Annotated in this window: 25 protein-coding genes; 22 read left to right on the top strand and 3 right to left on the bottom strand. The window is 30.4% G+C overall.

Features of this window, described 5'->3' with window-relative positions; genetic code table 11:
- Positions 1-280 precede the first annotated feature (280 nt).
- The 5 genes from JFY71_RS01105 to celB all read left to right on the top strand — a co-directional run bounded on the left by JFY71_RS01105 (position 281) and on the right by celB (position 4358).
- Positions 281-1714 carry a 6-phospho-beta-glucosidase gene (locus tag JFY71_RS01105; protein ID WP_243661209.1) on the top strand — a complete coding sequence of 478 codons (1434 nt, stop codon included), beginning with the start codon at positions 281-283 and terminating at the stop codon, positions 1712-1714.
- Positions 1715-1743: 29 nt separating this feature from the next.
- Entirely contained in the window at positions 1744-2058 is a 315-nt protein-coding gene (locus JFY71_RS01100; RefSeq protein ID WP_243661208.1) for a PTS cellobiose transporter subunit IIB, read from the top strand.
- Between the two features lie 72 nt (positions 2059-2130).
- On the top strand, positions 2131-2493 hold the full coding sequence (locus JFY71_RS01095; RefSeq protein WP_243661207.1) for a PTS cellobiose transporter subunit IIA: 363 nt from the start codon (positions 2131-2133) through the stop codon (positions 2491-2493).
- Positions 2486-3004, top strand: a complete 519-nt coding sequence (locus JFY71_RS01090) for a hypothetical protein (RefSeq protein WP_243661206.1) — start codon at positions 2486-2488, stop codon at positions 3002-3004. The genes JFY71_RS01095 and JFY71_RS01090 overlap by 8 nt, the downstream gene beginning before the upstream one ends.
- 10 nt (positions 3005-3014) lie before the next feature.
- Positions 3015-4358: a PTS cellobiose transporter subunit IIC gene (gene celB, locus JFY71_RS01085; protein WP_243661205.1), complete on the top strand. Its 1344-nt coding sequence runs from the start codon at positions 3015-3017 to the stop codon at positions 4356-4358.
- 90 nt (positions 4359-4448) lie between these two features.
- Here the strand turns inward: celB and JFY71_RS01080 are convergent, their stop codons facing one another.
- Entirely contained in the window at positions 4449-5408 is a 960-nt protein-coding gene (locus tag JFY71_RS01080; protein ID WP_243661204.1) for a serine hydrolase domain-containing protein, read from the bottom strand.
- Between the two features lie 149 nt (positions 5409-5557).
- Here JFY71_RS01080 and JFY71_RS01075 point away from each other — a divergent pair, with 149 nt between their 5' ends.
- Positions 5558-5785: a helix-turn-helix transcriptional regulator gene (locus JFY71_RS01075; RefSeq protein WP_243661203.1), complete on the top strand. Its 228-nt coding sequence runs from the start codon at positions 5558-5560 to the stop codon at positions 5783-5785.
- Positions 5785-6108, top strand: coding sequence for a hypothetical protein (locus JFY71_RS01070; protein ID WP_243661202.1), 324 nt, complete (start codon positions 5785-5787; stop codon positions 6106-6108). The genes JFY71_RS01075 and JFY71_RS01070 overlap by 1 nt, the downstream gene beginning before the upstream one ends.
- 45 nt (positions 6109-6153) lie before the next feature.
- On the opposite strand, the gene JFY71_RS01065 is transcribed toward JFY71_RS01070, so the two are convergent.
- A complete protein-coding gene (locus JFY71_RS01065) occupies positions 6154-6303 on the bottom strand; it encodes a hypothetical protein (protein WP_243661201.1) in 150 nt (49 codons plus the stop codon).
- A 694-nt stretch (positions 6304-6997) separates the two neighbouring features.
- Here JFY71_RS01065 and JFY71_RS01060 point away from each other — a divergent pair.
- The 3 genes from JFY71_RS01060 to JFY71_RS01050 all read left to right on the top strand — a co-directional run bounded on the left by JFY71_RS01060 (position 6998) and on the right by JFY71_RS01050 (position 8258).
- Positions 6998-7297: a DUF6442 family protein gene (locus tag JFY71_RS01060; protein ID WP_243661200.1), complete on the top strand. Its 300-nt coding sequence runs from the start codon at positions 6998-7000 to the stop codon at positions 7295-7297.
- A gap of 144 nt (positions 7298-7441) precedes the next feature.
- Positions 7442-7873 carry a hypothetical protein gene (locus tag JFY71_RS01055; protein ID WP_243661199.1) on the top strand — a complete coding sequence of 144 codons (432 nt, stop codon included), beginning with the start codon at positions 7442-7444 and terminating at the stop codon, positions 7871-7873.
- Between the two features lie 121 nt (positions 7874-7994).
- Positions 7995-8258, top strand: a complete 264-nt coding sequence (locus JFY71_RS01050) for a hypothetical protein (protein WP_243661198.1) — start codon at positions 7995-7997, stop codon at positions 8256-8258.
- A 61-nt stretch (positions 8259-8319) separates the two neighbouring features.
- Here JFY71_RS01050 and JFY71_RS01045 read toward each other — a convergent pair whose 3' ends face one another.
- Positions 8320-9318 (bottom strand): TraB/GumN family protein, encoded by a 999-nt coding sequence (locus JFY71_RS01045; RefSeq protein ID WP_243661197.1) that lies wholly within the window; start codon positions 9316-9318, stop codon positions 8320-8322.
- 245 nt (positions 9319-9563) lie between these two features.
- Between JFY71_RS01045 and acpP the strand changes: the two genes are divergently transcribed.
- From acpP to fabZ, 12 genes are read left to right on the top strand one after another with little or no spacing between them, the layout of a single operon-like run.
- Positions 9564-9791: an acyl carrier protein gene (gene acpP / locus JFY71_RS01040; protein ID WP_243661196.1), complete on the top strand. Its 228-nt coding sequence runs from the start codon at positions 9564-9566 to the stop codon at positions 9789-9791.
- 8 nt (positions 9792-9799) lie between these two features.
- Positions 9800-10258 (top strand): acetyl-CoA carboxylase biotin carboxyl carrier protein, encoded by a 459-nt coding sequence (accB, locus tag JFY71_RS01035; protein WP_243661195.1) that lies wholly within the window; start codon positions 9800-9802, stop codon positions 10256-10258.
- Complete coding sequence (gene accC, locus JFY71_RS01030; RefSeq protein WP_243661194.1) at positions 10251-11624, top strand: acetyl-CoA carboxylase biotin carboxylase subunit; 1374 nt, start codon at positions 10251-10253, stop codon at positions 11622-11624. Before accB ends, accC begins: the two co-directional genes overlap by 8 nt.
- A gap of 1 nt (position 11625) precedes the next feature.
- The gene (accD, locus tag JFY71_RS01025) at positions 11626-12498 is read left to right on the top strand and encodes an acetyl-CoA carboxylase, carboxyltransferase subunit beta (RefSeq protein WP_243661193.1); all 873 of its coding nucleotides are present in this window, start codon (positions 11626-11628) and stop codon (positions 12496-12498) included.
- Between the two features lies 1 nt (position 12499).
- A complete protein-coding gene (locus JFY71_RS01020) occupies positions 12500-13432 on the top strand; it encodes an acetyl-CoA carboxylase carboxyltransferase subunit alpha (RefSeq protein WP_243661192.1) in 933 nt (310 codons plus the stop codon).
- 1 nt (position 13433) lies between these two features.
- The gene (locus JFY71_RS01015; RefSeq protein WP_243661191.1) at positions 13434-14357 is read left to right on the top strand and encodes a beta-ketoacyl-ACP synthase 3; all 924 of its coding nucleotides are present in this window, start codon (positions 13434-13436) and stop codon (positions 14355-14357) included.
- A gap of 8 nt (positions 14358-14365) precedes the next feature.
- Positions 14366-15295, top strand: a complete 930-nt coding sequence (locus tag JFY71_RS01010) for a nitronate monooxygenase (RefSeq protein ID WP_243661190.1) — start codon at positions 14366-14368, stop codon at positions 15293-15295.
- Positions 15286-16347, top strand: a complete 1062-nt coding sequence (locus tag JFY71_RS01005) for an NAD(P)H-dependent flavin oxidoreductase (protein WP_243661189.1) — start codon at positions 15286-15288, stop codon at positions 16345-16347. The genes JFY71_RS01010 and JFY71_RS01005 overlap by 10 nt, the downstream gene beginning before the upstream one ends.
- Positions 16344-17273, top strand: coding sequence for an ACP S-malonyltransferase (gene fabD, locus JFY71_RS01000; protein ID WP_243661188.1), 930 nt, complete (start codon positions 16344-16346; stop codon positions 17271-17273). Before JFY71_RS01005 ends, fabD begins: the two co-directional genes overlap by 4 nt.
- Positions 17266-18006 carry a 3-oxoacyl-[acyl-carrier-protein] reductase gene (gene fabG, locus JFY71_RS00995; RefSeq protein WP_243661187.1) on the top strand — a complete coding sequence of 247 codons (741 nt, stop codon included), beginning with the start codon at positions 17266-17268 and terminating at the stop codon, positions 18004-18006. Before fabD ends, fabG begins: the two co-directional genes overlap by 8 nt.
- A complete protein-coding gene (gene fabF / locus JFY71_RS00990) occupies positions 18006-19247 on the top strand; it encodes a beta-ketoacyl-ACP synthase II (protein WP_243661186.1) in 1242 nt (413 codons plus the stop codon). Before fabG ends, fabF begins: the two co-directional genes overlap by 1 nt.
- Entirely contained in the window at positions 19247-19675 is a 429-nt protein-coding gene (gene fabZ / locus JFY71_RS00985; RefSeq protein ID WP_243661185.1) for a 3-hydroxyacyl-ACP dehydratase FabZ, read from the top strand. Before fabF ends, fabZ begins: the two co-directional genes overlap by 1 nt.
- Positions 19676-19736 lie beyond the last annotated feature (61 nt).

The raw sequence follows: 19736 nt of genomic DNA, 5'->3' as shown, positions 1-19736 counted from the left end.
TAGAATATTCTATATGCTTTTTTTTGTTATATTTATTGTTATTAAGCAATAGAATATACTTAATCTATTATATAAAATATATTTAGTTTTTATTATAATAATCTTAATTAATGATTTTTATATAGAAAAGATGTATAATATAATTATAAATACATAAGATGACTTTGCATAACAAATAGTAAAATTTTGTTTTATTCTTAGTATTTGGAGTTTTAATCAGATGACTTTACTAAATTAACGAGCTGTACAATCGTTGATTACAGCAAATAAGGGGGAGATTATGAAAAATAAATTGCCAGAAGGTTTTTTATGGGGAGGTGCAGTTGCAGCACATCAATTAGAAGGTGGTTGGAAAGAAGGAGGAAAAGGTATTAGTGTTGCAGACGTAATGACTGTAGGCTCCGTTAATAAGCCTAGGGAAATTACAGATGGAGTTATACCAGGGAAAAATTATCCAAATCATGAAGCTATAGATTTTTATCATAAATATAAAGAAGACATAGCATTATTTGCCGATTTAGGACTTAAGTGTTTTAGAACTTCCATTGCTTGGACTAGAATTTTTCCAAAAGGTGACGAGTTAGAGCCAAATGATGAAGGATTGAAATTTTATGACGATTTATTTGATGAATGTTTAAAAAATGGTATAGAACCGATAGTAACATTATCTCATTTTGAAATGCCTTACCATTTGGTGATAGAATATGGTGGTTTTAGAAATAGAAAAACCATAGAATTTTTTGTACGCTTTGCAAAGGTTTGCTTTGAAAGATATAAGGATAAAGTGAAGTATTGGATGACATTTAATGAAATTAATAATCAAGCAAACTTTAATGAAGATTTTGCTCCATTTACAAATTCTGGAATAGTTTATAAAGAGGGAGAAAATAGAGAAGCTATAATGTACCAAGCAGCACATTATGAGTTAGTTGCTAGTGCGAGAGCAGTTATATTAGGTAAAAAAATTAATCCGGATTTTGAAATTGGATGTATGATTGCAATGGTTCCTTTATATCCAAAGACATGTAAACCGGAAGATGTATTAATGGCTCAAAAAGCAATGGAAAAAAGATATTATTTTACAGATGTTCATGTTCATGGAAGTTATCCAAATCATATTTTAAGATATTTAAATAGAAAAGGAATTAAATTAGATTTTACTGAAAAAGATAAAGAAGAGTTGGAAAATGGTGTGGTTGATTACATAGGTTTTAGTTACTATATGTCAAAAGTTGTAGAACATAAAGAATCTAATAAATTTTTTGACTATGATGAAAGTAAAGACATAGTTAAAAATGAATATGTAAAAGCTAGTGATTGGGGATGGCAAATTGATCCTGTAGGGTTAAGATATTCACTAAATTGGTTTACAGATATGTATAATTTACCGCTATTTATAGTAGAAAATGGCTTTGGTGCTTACGATAAAGTTGAAGAGGACGGATCAATACATGATGATTATAGAATAGAGTATCTAAAAGCTCATATTGAACAAATGAAATTAGCAGTTATCGAAGATGGAGTTAATTTAATAGGATATACACCTTGGGGATTTATAGATTTAGTTTCTGCAGGTACTGGTGAAATGGAAAAAAGATATGGATTTATTTATGTTGATAAAGATAACCAAGGTAAAGGTACATTGAAAAGAAGTAAAAAAGATTCATTCTATTGGTATAAAGAAGTAATAGAATCCAATGGTGAAAATCTTTAATTTAAAAATATAATATTAGGAGGGATAATATGAAAAAAGCAGTAATTATTTGCGTAGGAGCAATGTCTTCGTCAGTTATGGCAAAAAAAACAACAGATTATTTTAAAAATAAGGGAGAAGAAATTCAAGTAGATGCTTCTTCTGTAGGAGAAGGAAAAAAACAAATTGAAAAAGATGAATATGATGTATATTTATTAAGTCCTCAAGCTAAAATGAATTATGATAGTTTGAATACTATGGCTAAAAAATCAAATAAAGAAATTGTAAATATTCCATTTGATGCTTATGTACCTATACCTACGGGGGTTGAAAAATTAGCTAAGCTTATTGAAAATAACATCTAATTTATTTACTGAGTAGTTATTAAATAGTATTTAATAACTACTCAAAATTATATTTATATAAAGGAGTTTAGTATGGAAAATAACAATCATGAAGAAAAAATTGAAAAGACAGAAGATGATACAGAAGTAGTTTCATTTGAAATAATAATTCATAGTGGACAAGCAAGAACTATTATACATGAGGGCTTCAAGCTTATGAGAGAAGGGAATTATGAAGAAGCTGATAAAAAACTAGAGGAAGCAAATGAAGAAATTCTTCAGGCTCATAGAGCACAAACAAAATTATTACAGGATTTTGCAGCAGGCAAAGAAGTTGATATGAATGTAATAATGGTACATGCGCAAGATCATTTAATGACTACTATAGCTTTAAGAGAAGTTGCAATTGAAATGAATGTACTATATCAAAAGGTAGGAAAATTGGAGAGTGAATAGAAAAAAGCTAAGCAAAAAAGAAAAGAGAATAATTGATAGAAAAGGTAAGGAATTAAGTTTAAAAAACATGTATTTTAACAGGTATTTAATAGTTAGATACACAGTTGCATTCTTCTTTTTTATAAACGTATATTGGTTGATATCACTTTTTTTAACTAAATCATTTATGGTTATATTACCTTGTATATTAATTTTATTTTTAGTTTTTGTAATTTTTGAACATGTAAAATTATATAGTCATCACACCAATAAATTACCAAGAACAAAGTTATATTTTAAAATACAATTGTTTTTAAATATAATATTAATTATATTATCATGGACAAATTTATTTATAAAGATTTTTCCAATATTAAAGATTACACAAAAAACAAGATTATTAGTTTCGGTAGGACTATTAATAGGTATTATTATTTCTTATTTGATAATAAAAAAATTAAATATTATAGAGAAAAATAAAGATAAGCAATTTGAAAGAATAAAAAAATATGAGAAAGCTATAAGAAAATAAGGAGGAAGTTATGAGTAAGGGTTTAGGATTTTTGGAAAAATTCATGGGTCCAATGGCTAAAATAGCGCAGTTTAAATTGGTAAGGGCCGTAATGGCTGCAGGGGTTGCTAGTATTCCATTTACTATTGTAGGTTCAATGTTTTTGGTTTTAAATATACTACCGGATACAATTCCTGCATTACAAGGAATTTTTGATTCTTCAGTTTTTAGACTACAAGATTTGTATATGGTTGCAAATAAAGCAACAATGGGTATATTAGCATTATATTTTTCTATAGTTATAGGTTATGAATTAACTAAAATTTATGCTGACGAAGAAGATATAGATATAAATCCTGTAAGTGGTGCGTTATTATCATTATTTGCATTTTTTATGTGTATTCCTGAGTTAGTATTTGTAGATGGTAGATTTTCACTAATACAAAGTGTAACAGAAGATGAACATGTTATAAATGGTTGGAGAATGGTTGGAGATGGTGTTAGTAGAATAGGAACTTCTGGTATTTTTACAGCTATTATTATGGGAGTTATATCTGTATTAGTTTATCGTTTTTGTGTTAAGAGAAATTGGACAATAAAAATGCCAGATGCAGTACCTGAAGGAGTATCAAGGGCATTTACTGCATTAATACCTACATTTGTAGTTGCTTTTGTAGTACTAATTATAAATGGAGTTTTAGTTGCTTTAGGTACAGATATATTTAACATAATTGCAATACCTTTTGGATTTGTTACAAAACTAACAGATACATGGATAGGTATAGTTATAATATACTTCTTAATACATGCATTATGGTTAGTTGGTATCCATGGGGCTAATATAGTTGATGCATTAGTAAAACCTATGTTATTATCAAATATGGCTGCAAATGCTGCAGGTGCAAATATACCATTTGCAGGTGAATTTCAAAATACATATGTTGTATTAGGAGGTTCTGGTGCTACATTAGGAATGACTATTTTTATTGCTTTTTTAGCGAGATCTGAGCAGTTAAAAGTGTTAGGAAGAGCTTCATTAGGACCTGCTATATTTAATATCAATGAGCCAATAATATTTGGATTGCCTATAGTCTACAATCCTTTTATGGCAGTACCATTTTTCTTAGCTCCAATAACTACAGCATCTTTAGGATATTGGGCAACAAAATTAAAAATAGTAAAACCTATCATAGCACAGATGCCTTGGCCATCACCTGCGGGGACAGGTGCCTTTATTGGAACAGGTGGAGATTTTAAGGCGGTAATTCTGGCCTTTATATGCGTGATAGTAGCTTTTATTATTTATCTTCCATTTATTAAGTATTATGACAATAAATTATATAGAGAAGAACAAGGTAATAGTACAGACGTATAAAAAGATAAAAAAATCCTTAGTGTTTTTAACACTAAGGATTTTTTGCTATAAAAACTTCAAATAATTTAAATTATTATAGGAAAAAATATATTAAACAACATAGGGAAGAATAAAATTATCTATTAAATCCCATCTATCCCTTAAAGGAGTTCGCACAACTTTAGAAGCTATAGCGATTACCAGGTCGTATTTTGGAATTACTGCAATAATATTGCCACCTGTTCCCATAGCGTAAAAGGCCTTGTAATTTTCTATATTTCTTAGCCACCAAAGGTAGCCATAATCCTTACTGTAATCTTTTGTGCTTTTTTCTATCCAATCCTTTGAAATAATTTGCTCACCCTTATAAAGACCATTATTAAGATATAGCAGTCCAAATTTTGCCATGTCCTCTAAGGTTAAGGTTAATCCCCAACCTCCGATTGTAAGACCTTGTTTGTCCTTTAGCCATCCTTTTTCATCGGTAAATAAAATATCGTTTATATTGTAGGACTTCATTTCCACATCGGGTATTTCAGTCATGGAAATTTTAGAACAAAGGTACTTGTTTGTAAATTCTCTGGTAGTTAAGCTAGTCGTTTTAGTAATAATTCCGGAAAGTAAATGGGCAGAGGCATCGGAATATTTAAATTCACTATTATTTCCACCTAAACCTAAAATGCTAAGACAATGTTCTATCCAGTTTTCACTGTTAATGAGTTTTCCCAACTTCTGTCCAAAGCCACGGAAGGAATAAGGAGCAGTCATAGAAAGTAGTTCATGAATTTTAACCTTATCCCTAGTTCTATTTTTACTTAGTTCATATTCAGGAAAGTAATCTACAACCTTATCATCTAGGGACTTAATATAGCCCTTGTCTAAGGCTATACCAAAGGCAGCAGAAAGGACCGACTTGGTAACAGAGGCAACATTAAACCTGTCATTTTTGTTTTTATTATTAAAATATTCTTCTAAAAGGACCTCTCCGTTTTTTATAACCATAATTCCGTTTATATTTTCATAATTTTCTTTAATTTCCAAATTCAAATTACTTATATTTTCCTTATTCATATAATCACCTAAGACTATAATAGTATAAATAAAAAATAAAGACTAGGGCTTGAAAAATATTTAAATAATTTACTAAAAGTCTTATTTATCATATAATGGAAATGAAACATTTTTCATACATATTATAAGAAATAATTACAGGGGGATTTATGGCGAAAAAAAAAGATAAATATACATTTGAGTCCTCCATACATGTTCAGAGGGCAATTAAAAGAATGACACAACAGGAATTAGCGGATTTAGTAGGAGTTTCAAGACAGACTATAATGCAATTGGAAAAGAACAAATATAATCCTTCACTACTATTAGCCTATTCAATAGCACAGGTTTTTGGTGTGAGAATAGAGGATATATTTGAATTTAAAGAGGTGGTTTAATGGAATTGATAAAACAATTAATTGTTAAGTTAATGACCAATAATAATTTCATAAAGTTATCATTTATTATAAGTATATTAATGACAATATATATAATATATTTCTATTTATCAAAGGAAGGAAAAGATGAAAGAGGAAGAAAAATATATGGTGAGAGTGCATTTTTAGGATTTTTATTATATATTTTTGTTAGTAACGTATTACCTTTTCTATTACCTTTTGAAATAGATTTAGATGTTTTATTATTTTATGCAATTTCAACATATTTTTCTTTAGTATGCCCAACTTTTATATTTATATTGATTAAGAAAAAATATGAATAATTAATAAAAGTATCTATAAACAAGGTTTATAGATACTTTTATTAATTAACATAGTCTATTTGAATATGTAAGAAATGAAGTAATTAATAATTTGTTAATATTTTTTAATTCATTTATTTTTTTAGAACCAATAATATACTCAATTGTTTTCTCTTTTTCTTTTTTGTTTTTCATTAATTCTTCATATTTACTCAATGATACAACCTCCTAAAATACTATTTAAATACCGATATATACTAATTTTATCTTAGTATATCTTTTTTATTGGAAAATTTTATTCTATTTAATTTTCATTAACAATTATCTATAAATTAAAAGCCATGTTTTTATATTAATAAGATAAAATATTTCTCATTAATATAAAAATATATTTTAAAATGTATGAAATAGTTGACATTATAAAATAAATAGTTTATTATGTATTCAAGCAGAAAAACTGTTGTATAATCAAACGTTTGAAATAAAAAAGAAATTTTTAAGGAGAATAAATAAGTTAACTTATATTGTTTCAGGAATTTTAGTGGTTTCTATTTTAACTTTAGTTTTTAGGGCAGCACAGGGAAAAAGTTTATCAAACTTAGTTGCTAGTTTATTTTGGCTTCTATTTGGAGCTAGTACAGGATTTATTAGTTTTGCCAAGGTGAAGATTTGCTTATGTCCATAGGAATTACTGCTGGAATTTCTGTTGTAGCTTTAGTTTTAATAGAAATGGCCTATATCTTTGGTAAAAATAAAAGAAAGAGTAAGGCATAGGTAGATAAAAGGTTGACATAGTAGCCAACTTTTGTCAGTTTAAGAAGGAAAAGGAACATTCTAGGAAGTAAAGTAATTTATATAAGGATATTTAATATAATTATTTTACATATTTAATATATTTAAGGAGGAAATTATGAATAATATTGATAAAAAGAAAATGCGAGTAGAGGCTGACGCGGTATCTTATAATATTGTAATAGTGGTTTTTGCAATTTTGGCTGTTGCTGAGCTTATATTTAAATTTACAAGTGGTAAGTCAATTGCAAGTATATATCTTCTTATTTCAGCATCATTAATTGGTTCTTTTGGAAGATTATATATTACCTATAAGTATGATAGGAGTAAAAAGAATCTTTCATATTTGATATTTTTAGGTCTTGCAGCTGTTCTATGTTTGGCATTTGTTATATATGAAAGAATAATATTAGCGTAAATGTTTAAGAGAGAACCATTATAAACATTTTTATAGAAATAGCCTGTATATTTAGGAAAAGAATAAGCAAATGAAGTTGGAAAAGTTTGATTTTGAAAAGAATTAGGGAATATAAAAATTGAATATGATAAAAATGGAGGAAAAATGGCTTCAGAAAATAAAGTAATTACATTTGTGAAAAATCTTGGTTATGAACCGGTAGAAAAAGGTTCAATAATAGTAAGATATTTACCGGAAAATTTAAGTGCTAAAATAGCAAAAATGTTTACAGCAGAGATATATGTTTTACAAATATGTAAAAATGAAATAATTTTGTTACCTTTTAGTACAATTACAGGTTTTTTAAAAGAAGAAACCAGTCTTGTTATAAAAAACACAGAAATAAATAGTGTAGAAATAAAAGAAGAATTTTTAAATTACAATATTTATATAAAATATGGAGATGAAATAATAGCGTTAACAGCTCAACAAGCAGAAACTTCAGACTTAAGAAGTAATTCTTTTTATGGGGCAGGTCATAAGAAGAATTTAAAAAATGTTTTAAGTATTTTATCAGATTTTAATAAAAATACGTAATATAGTAACTTTGTAATTCACTAAAAGGTAAAAGGCTAGAATAAAGGTTGGCATAGTAGCCAACTTTTGTCATTTTAGGAAGTAAATTAATTTTATAAGGGGTTTTTATGGATAAGTTTTATTGATTATAGAGATTTTAATAATTTTAACGGCAGTTATTCTACATCAAGTAAAAGGTGATAAGGACTTAAAGACAGCTGCAGGAAGTGGAAGTTTTTATATATCTTTGTTGTTTTTTCTAGTAATAGGCCTTGTTAATTTAATTATTGGTAAAGGTCTTCCGGTAGAGCTAAGTCATTTGGATATGGCTTCTATATTATCGGTAATTTATTTAGGAATACTGGTATTTTTAAAGTCGAAAAGTAATAGTAAAGTTAAGAAATAAAGGTTTAAGAGAAAGGGTTATGGAAATATTCTTTTCATATAATGATAGAATTATTTATTCTTTATGAAAAACAAAGAAATGAGTTACTCTTAAGGTAACTCATTTCTTTACTAAACTCTATTAAATTAACTTCATAACCCTCTTCTTCAAGAAGTTTTATTAGGCCCTTTTCTCCCGGAAAATGACCTGCTCCTACTGCAATAAAGCTTTGATTTTCTCTTTCTAAATATTGTGGTAGTTGTTTAATCCAATTTAGGTTACGGTTTACCAGTAATAAATTGTACTCTTCTTCAGTCACTTCTAAGCTATTTGCATCTACATATTTTTCCAGAATATTTCCATCTATATATGATTGTAGTAATTCCTCAGTCATTTTTTTGTTTTCTTCATATGGCAGTATGGACTTAGCCCATTCGTTAGAGTCTGCCGGTTGGTCATATAATTTCGGTAAAACTTCGTATTGGTCTTCTGTGGTTTCTAAACCTATATTTTTTTGATTTTCGTTTTTGGCTGATAATGAACTTAGCTGTATATCCACTCCAAAAGCAGCCATAGGTGCGTATACTAGACCGTCGGTAATTTGTGAAATTCCAAACCTATTTAAAGAAGCTATATTTTCTTCTTTTAGTCCATAACTTTCAATGGTTTTAAGAAATTCGGTTTTTGTTTCTTCGTTTAATGTATTTATTAAAGGCTCACCACTTGTAATTTTTTCCATTAATACATCTTGAGTTTCCTCTTCTTGTAAATCCGTCATAAGTACTTCTGTAATAAAATTTTCACTTTCCTTAAGACTTTCTACTATTTCATTTGGGAAGGGATACATTTCCTCTTTTGCTATATGAATAGTTCCCAGCATATGACCTTTTACTTGACCATCTTTTTTTATTTCATAAAAAGGCCATGCTACATCAAGGGATTCTTTTTCTTCATTTTCTGTAGTTACTACTTCTCTAGTTTTTTCTGTTTCTTTCTTACTATTGTTATTGGAACAAGCTATTAATGTAAATAGGGTTAATATTAGTCCAACAACAAGTAAGTAAATTTTTTTCCTTTTCATATTTACCTCCAATTTTATTTACAAGAACATTATACTAGTAAATAATTCTTTTTAATAGTTACTAAAGTAATTAATTTCTTAATATATTAAATTTAATACATATTTGACTTAGGAAATCAATTGTAATACATAAAAACATTTATATATATTGACAAAATATAAATTAACAATTAGAATAAGCTTATAAAAATTTATATAAAAATATTTATACAATACAATAATTATAATAATAAGGAGAAATTAAAATGACATTTGATAAAGTTAAAGAAATAATAGTAGAAAATTTAGGAGTAGACGCCGGAGATGTTAAACCGGAAGCAAAGTTAATTGAGGATTTAGAGGCAGATTCTTTAGACGCTGTTGAAGTTTCAATGGCTTTGGAAGACGAATTCGATATTGAAATTGATGATGATGCTTTTGCCGGCTTAAGTACAGTACAAGATATTGTAAACTATATAGAATCAAATAAATAGGTAGAAATATGGAGTTTGAAAATATAAAGGAACTTATTAATATTTTTAATAATTCAGATATTGACAAATTAAAACTTGAGGATGGAGATTTTAAATTTTCTTTAGAAAGAAATAATACGGTTTTTGTTGAGCAGGCTGTTCAGCAAAAAGCTCCATTACAAAGTACAGAAACTCCAATACAAACAAATAATAGTGAAAATAAAGAAGAAGGTGTAGAGGATTATTATGTTTTTAAAGCTCCTTTAGTAGGAACTTTTTATGCTGCACCTTCTCCTTCTTCTTCACCATATGTTAAGGTTGGGGACACTGTAGAAGTAGATCAAGTAATTTGTATTATTGAAGCAATGAAAATGATTAATGAAATAAAATCGCCTGTTAAGGGCAAAATTGTTGAAATCTTAGTATCAAATGAGGATTTAGTAGAGTTTGATACTCCCATATATAAAATAGAGGCTGAAAATGTTTAAAAGGGTTTTAATTGCAAATAGAGGAGAAATTGCCATAAGAATAATAAGGGCCTGCCGAGAGTTGGGTATTGAGGCGGTTTCTGTTTATTCTACTGCAGATAAGGACCAACTACATGTAAAGTTAGCAGACTATGCTATATGTATTGGAAGTGCCAAGTCAAGTGATAGTTATTTAAATACAGACAATATAATTTCCGCTGCCCTTTCCATGAACTGTGATGCAATTCATCCGGGTTATGGGTTTTTGTCTGAAAATGCAGATTTTGTAAAAATAGTTGAAGCATATGGCATGAAATTTATTGGACCAAGTAGTGAAGTTATTTCGCTTATGGGAGATAAGGCCAAGGCTAGAGAACTAATGATAAAAAATAATATACCAACGGTTCCGGGCTCCGACGGTGTAGTTAATACAATAGAAGAAGCTGTAGAAATTTGTGAAAAAATAGGCTTTCCGGTTTTAATTAAGGCTGCTGCTGGCGGTGGCGGTAGAGGGATGCGTAGGGTATTTTCCATGGAGGATTTAAGTACGGAATATACCAATGCAAAAACTGAAGCCATAAATTGTTTTGGAAATGGAGACATGTATATTGAAAAGCTCGTTATTAATCCAAAACATATTGAATTTCAAATTATTGCAGATTCCTTCGGCAACACTATTCATTTAGGTGACAGGGACTGCTCAATTCAAAGAAGAAATCAAAAGATGATTGAAGAAGCTCCTTCGGTTTTCCTTGATGATGCTACAAGGGAAAAAATGGGACTTGTTGCAGTTAAGGCTGCTAAGGCCTGTAATTATGAAAATGCAGGTACTATTGAGTTTGTTGTAGATGAAAATAAGAATTTTTATTTTATAGAAATGAATACGAGAATTCAAGTGGAACATCCTGTTACTGAAATGGTTACAGGTGTTGATTTGGTTAAGGAGCAATTACGGGTTGCTTCGGGCTTGCATCTGTCTAAGGAGCAAAAGGATATTAAGTTAGACGGTTACGCCATTGAGTGTAGAATTAATGCGGAAAATCCTATGGAGAACTTTAGTCCTTCTGCAGGAACTGTAGACTTTTTCTATGCACCGGGCGGTATGAATACCAGATTTGATAGCTTTTTATACAATGGTTGTCCTATTAGTCCTTTTTATGATTCTATGATTGGAAAAATTATAGTAAAGGGTAGTACAAGGCTAGAAGCTATTAAAAAAATGAGAAGGGCAATAGAAGAAACTTTTATTGAAGGTATTAATACTAATCTTGGTTTTCAATATACTATTTTATTTGATAAGGATTTTGTTAGAGGTAATTTTAACACAGGTTATTTATCGGATAAGATGAATTGTTTATTAGACCGTATGCGATTAGTTGAGGATTAATATGAAAGATAATTTTAAAAAGAGAAAGAATTTACTTAATTTTATACGAAGAAACAGGGAAAAACCTCAATTAGAAAATAAAGAAGATGATAATTTTAATGATCATCTTTTTTATAAATGTCCAAATTGTGAAAAGTCCATTTTAAAGGACAATTTGCCGGAAACAAATTGGATATGTTCTAGTTGTGGTTTTTATTTACCCTTAAATAGTAAGGAAAGACTGGATTTAGTTATGGATATGGGCTATGAGGAAATTCAAGGCCAAGTGAATTATTCCAATCCATTGGACTTTCCAAATTATGTTGAAAAACTTGAAAACAATAGGAAAAAATCCGGTCAAGATGAAGCTATAAGGGTGGCTTTAGGAAAAATAAAAGGCTCATCTTGTGTTGTTGCTGTTTTAGATAGCAGTTTTTTAATGGGAAGCATGGGAACTTATGTAGGGGAAGAGGTTACTAAAGCCTTTGAAAAAGCTATGGACTTAAATTTACCGGTAATTATTTTTTCTGCAAGTGGTGGTGCAAGAATGCAGGAAGGAATTTTGTCCTTAATGCAAATGGCTAAAACTTCCAACGCTGTAAGACAACATAGTGAAAAAGGCCTACTTTATATATCTTGTTTAACAAACCCTACTACCGGCGGTGTTACTGCTTCTTTTGCAAGTTTAGGGGATATTATTATAGCTGAACCAAATGCTTTAATTGGTTTTGCAGGACCAAGGGTTATTAAACAAACAATTAAACAGGATTTGCCTGAAGGTTTCCAAAGTTCCGAGTTTTTAATGGAGCACGGATTTATAGATACAATTGTTGAAAGAGAAAACTTAAAGGAAGTCCTAAGTATAATTTTAAAAATTCATGGAGTTGAGGATTAATATGATTAAGAATATTGAAAAACAAATTAGTAAATTAAATTCTCAAATTGATGAATTTAAGAAGATGGAAGATAGTGATTTAGCTGATAATTTGATTCTTGAAGTGGAAAATAAGAAGAAGGAAATATTGGAAGAAGTAGCAGGGGAATTAACTGCCTACGATAGAGTATATTTAGCTAGACATATTGCCAGACCTAAAGCCAAGGATTTTATTTATCATCTCTTTAATAATATTATTGAATTTAAGGGAGATAGGCTTTTTAAAGACGACAAGAGTATTATTGGAGGTATTGCTACTTATTATGGAGTACCGGTTACTTTTATTGGCACAAATAAGGGAAAAGACACTAAGGAAAATATAGAGATGAATTTTGGAATGGCTAGTCCGGAAGGTTACAGAAAGGCAATAAGGCTTATGGAACAAGCCAATAAATTTCATAGACCAATTATTACCTTTATTGACACTCCTGGTGCCTATCCCGGAATAGGAGCAGAGGAAAGAGGACAAGGTGAAGCTATTGCCAGGTCAATTATGACCATGACCTCTTTAAAGGTTCCAATAATTTCTGTAATTACCGGAGAAGGTGGAAGTGGTGGAGCTTTAGCCTTAGGTGTTGGAAATAAGGTTATTATGATGGAAAATGCAATATACTCTATTTTGTCACCGGAAGGATTTTCTTCTATTTTATGGAAGGACAGTTCTAAAGCCGCAGAAGCTACTGAATATATGAAATTAACTTCTGATGATTTACTTGAAATGGGAGTTATAGATAGAGTTGTTAAAGAAAATATATCCTTTCTACAAGAGGATTTTAAAGATAATTTTAAAAGATTGGACAAGGTTATTAAAGAAGAGCTTACAGGTCTATTAAAATATACAGGTTTGGAGCTTCAAACAAAGAGAGAAAACAAATTTAGAAGCTTTGGAGTTTAATATGGGATTAAAAATTTTAGAAACATCCAGTTATCTTCCGGAAGAAATAATTACAAATGATGATTTTGCTAAGTATTTAGAAACTTCTGATGAATGGATTAGTTCAAGAACAGGAATAAGGGAAAGAAGAATTTCAAGAGTTGAAGACACCTCTCAATTAGCCTATAGTGCAGTTAAAAATCTGAATATTAAAGATAAAGAAAAAATAGATATGGTTTTAGTAGCAACATTTACTGCCGACAAATCCATGCCTAATATTTCTTCAGGAGTTCAAGGTTTACTTGGATTAAAAGAAAATATTTTTGCTGTTGATTTTAATATGGCTTGTAGCGGTTTTGTTGCAGGGCTAAATTTAATTGAAAAATTCTTAGATGAGGGTCGCCAAGCTATTTTAATAGGAGCGGAAGTAATTTCCAAATATTTAGATAAGTATGATAGAAATACCGTTGTACTATTTGGTGATGGCGCCGGTGCTGTTTTAATTGAAAAGAATAGTAGTAAACAATGTTTTGAAAGTGGAGTTAGGTCAAATGATGAATGTTTGACTTTAAATTATAAAGGATTAGAAGAAGTTAGGGAGTTTATTGGTATGAAAGGTAAGGAGGTATTTAGATTTGCAGTAGAAATAGTACCTTTGACTATTACCAATTTATTAAAAGAAAATAATTTAGACATTAATAGTATAGACCATGTAATTTGTCATCAGGCTAATTACAGAATACTTAATTCCGTTTCAAAGAAAACTAAAATTCCTATTGAAAAATTCTTTATGAATTTAGATAAATACGGGAATACCTCAGCAAGTTCAATACCTATTGCCTTAGATGAAATGAATAAAAAAGGTATTTTAAAAAGAGGGGAAAAAATAATATTAGTTGGTTTTGGAGCCGGACTTAGTTGGACAGGAACTTTAATGGAATGGTAGGAGAATAGATGAATTTACAAGATATTTTAGGTATAGAGTACCCAATAATACAAGGGGGAATGGCAAATATAGCAACAGGTGAGTTTGCTGCTGCAGTTTCAAATGCAGGAGGTCTTGGATTAATTGGAACCGGTGGAATGACCGTTGAGGAAGCTAAAGAGAATATTGAAAAATGTAAGAAATTAACAAATAAACCTTTTGGTGTAAATATTATGCTCTTGAATCCAAATGCAGATGAAGTTGCTAAACTTATAGTTGAATATGAAGTTCCGGTTGTTACTACCGGAGCAGGTAATCCTTCAAAGTATATTGATGAATGGAAGAAACATGGAATAAAAATATTTCCTGTAATACCGGCACCTTCCCTAGCAGTAAGAATGGAACGTTTAGGAGTAGATGGGGTAATTGCAGAAGGAACTGAATCAGGTGGACATATTGGTGAAATGACAACAATGGCTTTAATACCTCAGGTTTGTGACGTTGTAAAAATTCCCGTTATTGCAGCAGGAGGAATAGCTAGTGGAAGACAGATGTTGGCTGCTAGAGCTTTAGGTGCCATAGGAGTTCAAGTAGGAACTTGTTTGTTAGCTGCTGAAGAATGTCCAATTCATGAAAATTATAAAAACAGGGTTATTAAGGCAAAAAGCAGCAATATTACCGTTACAGGAAGAATTGGTGGAATACCTGTTCGCCTAATTAAAAATAGTATGACAAATGAATATATAAAAAGAGAAAAAGAAGGATGGACTAAGGAACAATTGGAAATATTTACCTTAGGCGGCTTAAAGAAGGCTGTTTTTGATGGTGATATAGATAATGGTTCTTTAATGGCAGGACAGGTTGTTGGACAAGTTAAGGAAATTAAAGCTGTAAAAGATATTATAAAGAATTTATACGATGAATATTTAGAAGAACTGGAGAAATTGAAATGTCAATAATGATTGGATCTAAGGAAATAAGTATTCCTGTTATTCAAGGTGGAATGGGAGTAGGAGTTTCTTTAGGTAATCTTGCCGGATCTGTAGCAAGAGAAGGGGGAATTGGAACTATATCTATGGTGGATATTGGTTTTAAGGAGCCTGATTTTTATACTAATAAAAAAGAGTCAGCTGCTAGGGCTTTTACTAAGGAATTAAATAAAGCAAGGGAAATATCTAAGGGTAATGGCTTAATAGCAACAAATATTATGGCGGCTTTAACAGATTATAAGGAATTGGTAAAAACTGCTGTAAAGGCTAAAGTGGACGCAATTGTTGTTGGAGCAGGTTTGCCTTTAGATTTACCGGGATTAGTTGAAACAAAGGATATAATGATTGCCCCAATTATTTCAAGTGCAAGGGCTTTGAAATTAGTTGTTAGAAACTGGATGAAAAAATACGATAGGACGCCGGATTTTGTTGTGCTTGAAGGAAGGGACGCAGGTGGACATTTAGGCTTTAAAAAAGAAGAAATTATTAATGAGTCCTATAGTTTAGAAACTATAACAAAAGATGTTTTATCCTATTTAGATGAGTTAAAAAACAATATAGGTAAAAAAATTCCTCTTTTTGTCGGCGGTTCATTTTTTGATGGCAATGACTTAAATATGGTTCAAGACTGGGGTGCTACAGGTATTCAAATAGGCACAAGGTTTATAGCTACAGAGGAATGTGATGTTAGTAAGGAGTTTAAGGACTTAATTGTTAAGGCCAAAGAAGAGGATATTGTATTATTACATAGCCCGGTTGGCATGCCTGCAAGAGCTATAAAAACTCCCTTAATAGAGAAAATGAACAAGGAAAGAATTCCATCTAAAAGATGTATTAATTGCTTAAAAACCTGTAATCCTAAAACTACTAATTTTTGCATTTCCGATGCTCTAATAAGTTCAGCTAATGGAGATGTTGAAAACGGTCTTTTCTTTAGTGGTAGTCTAGCTTATAGAATAAAAGGAATAACTACTGTTGAAGAAATTTTTAAGGAAATAAAAAATCAGTGGAGGAAAAGATGAAAATAGGTTTTTTATATGGTGGACAAGGAAGTCAGAAGGCAGGTATGGGTAAGGACCTATATGAAAATTATGATTATATTAAGGAATTTTATGATTCCCTTAATCTTGATTTTGATATAAAGGATTATTCTTTTAATAAGGACTTGGAAACAATTTCTGAAACAAAATATACTCAACCTATTATGGTTTCTTTTCAAATAGCTGTTACAAGGATTTTAAATAATTTAGGAGTTAAACCTTCCTTTGTTGCAGGTCTTAGTATTGGAGAATATTCTGCCCTTGCAGCTTCCGGAGTTTTAAAATATATAGATGCTGTAGAAATAGCCAATATTAGAGGGAAGTCCATGACTAAAGCAAGTTCCGGTATTAAAACCGGAATGGTAGCTGTAATGGGATTGGAAAAAGAAAAAATCGAAAGAATATTGGAAGAGCTTAGTGACAATGAAAATAAAGTTGAAATTGCCAATTTAAATTGTCCTGGTCAAATTGTTATTTCCGGAGAAGCTTCTAAAGTAGAGGAAGCAATAAGAGAATTAAAAGAAGCCGGAGCAAGACGGGCAATTCCTTTAAATGTTTCAGGACCCTTTCATACTTCATATATGGAGCCGGTAGCTAAAGAATTAGAAGAAGTGTTTAAGGAATATGATTTTTATGATGAGAAAATATCGATTGTCTATAATTTATTAGCTAGTGTAAGAAATGGTGAAGACATTAAGACAATAATGACTAAGCAAGTTAAATCAACTGTAAAATTTCAAGAATCAATTGAATACATGATAGGTCAAGGAGTAGACACCTTTATTGAAATTGGATTTGGAGATGTAATAAAAGGTTTTTTAAAGAAAATAGATAGAAAATTAAAAGTTTATTCTATTAATAATATAGAAAGTATTAAAGCCTTTGAAAAGGAGTTTAAGAATGTGTAATAAAAAAGTTGCCTTAGTAACCGGAGCAGGAAGAGGAATTGGTAGAACTATAGCAATAGAATTATCTAAAGAAGGTTATAATATAGCTTTAAACTTTAGATCAAACGAAGAAGAAGCTAATTTAGTAAAAGAGGAATGTGAAAAGAATGGAGCAGAGGTTTTACTTGTAAAGGCTGATGTTTCAATTTTTGAAGAATGCGAAAAAATATTTAAAGATATAAAGGAAAAATTTAAAAGATTGGACCTTCTTGTAAATAATGCAGGTATTACAAAGGATAATCTGATTATAAGAATGACACCGAAGGATTTTAACGATGTTCTTGAAGCTAATTTAAATTCAACTTTTTATTGTATGAAATTAGCATCAAGAATTATGATGAAGCAAAGATACGGAAAAATCATAAGTATTTCCAGTATTGTAGGTTTACATGGAAATGCTGGACAAGTTAATTATTCAGCCAGTAAGGCAGGTATTTTAGGTATGACAAAATCCTTAGCTAAGGAATTAGCATCTAGAAATGTAACTGTAAATGCTATAGCTCCGGGCTTTATTGAGACAAGTATGACTGAAAAATTACCTGAAGATATTATTAATTCAATGTTGGAAAATATACCTTTAGCTAAATTAGGCAGGCCTAAAGATATAGCTGATACAGTTGTTTTTCTAGCAAGTGACAAGGCGAATTATATAACAGGACAGACTATATCGGTAGATGGAGGTATGAGCATATAATGAAAAGAAGAGTTGTTATAACAGGACTTGGTGCTGTTTCTCCAATAGGAAATACCTTAGAGGATATTTACAAAAGCTTACAGGAAGGTTACTGTGCAGTAGACCAAATAACAAGATTTGATGTATCGAATAACAAAACGAAATTTGCTTGTGAGGTAAGGGATTTTAAACCTGAGGAATTTTTAGATAAAAAAACCATAAGAAGAATAGATTTAGTTAATCAGTTTGGTATAGTAGCTGCCCATAAGGCGCTAAATCATAGTGGAATAGAATTAGACAAGCTTGAAGACTTAAATAGATGTGGTGTAGTAATTTCTTCCGGAATAGGTGGACTAAAAACTATTCAAGATGAAACTATTAAAGGCAGCAAGAGGGGTTTTGAAAGAATTTCACCATTTTTTATTACAGGGGGAATTGCAAACATGACCTCTGCATTAATTGCCATTGAATTGGGTTTTCATGGTTATAGTGCTTGTCCTGTAACTGCTTGTGCTGGTGGAACCAATGCAATAGGTGATGCCTTTAGAAGTATAAGAGATGGTTACCAGGATTTAATATTTGCCGGTGGTTCAGAAGCCAGTATTACAGAAGTGGGAATTGGTGGTTTTACATCTATGAAGGCCTTGTCTACAGGAGAAAGTAAAGACAGAGTATCCATACCCTTTGACAAAGAGCGTTCAGGCTTTGTAATGGGTGAAGGAGCTGGAATAATAGTTTTAGAGGAGTTAGAACATGCAAAAAGACGTGGAGCTAAAATTCTAGCTGAATTAGTCGGTTACGGTGTAACTTGCGACGCCAGCCATATGACTGCTCCGGATAGTGAAGGAAGATTTACAGGAAGGGCTATGTTAGATGCAATAGAAGATGCAAAAATTAAACCAGAGGACATTGACTATATAAATGCCCATGGAACATCAACTCCTTTGAATGATAAATTCGAAACCTTAGCTGTAAAAAACACATTTAAAGAACATGCAAAAAATTTGAAAATTTCCTCTACAAAATCAATGACAGGTCATTTACTTGGTGGTTCAGGTGGACTGGAAGCTATTATATCTGTATTGGCTTTGGAAAATGGATATATACCTCCAACAGTTAATTATAAAGTGCTCGATGAAGAATGCGATTTAAATATAGTTCCCAATAAGGGTATATATGAAAATATTTCTTATGTTATGAGTAACTCATTTGGATTTGGTGGTCACAATGCTTCAATTATTATAAAAAAATGGGAGGAATAATGGAATATAATATTAATGAAATAGAAAAAATTATCCCACATAGATATCCTTTTTTATTAGTAGATAAGATTATTGACGGAAAAGAAGGGGAATGGGCTAAGGGAATTAAATGTGTAACTGCAAATGAACCATTTTTCCAAGGACATTTTCCAGGTTATAAAGTTATGCCGGGAGTATTAATAATAGAGGCCTTAGCACAAGTAGGTGCTGTTGCATTGCTGACTATTGATGAATTCAAAGGTAAAATTGCGTTATTTGGAGGAATTAAAAAGGCTAAGTTCAAAAGACAAATTATTCCGGGAGATGTACTTGAATTAGAATGTAGACTTACAAAAAGAAGAGGAAATGTTGGATTTGGTGAAGCAATAGCAAAAGTAGGAGACCAAGTTGCAGTTACAGCTGAATTGACATTTTTCATTTCTGACTAAAATTTAAAAAGAATATTATTAATTAAACAATTTACTTGCATAAATCTGTACTTTTTTGTTA

Source organism: Miniphocaeibacter halophilus, from assembly GCF_016458825.1.
Classification (GTDB): Bacteria; Bacillota; Clostridia; order Tissierellales; family Peptoniphilaceae; genus Miniphocaeibacter; species Miniphocaeibacter halophilus.
This window is presented reverse-complemented; position numbering and strand designations above follow the sequence as displayed.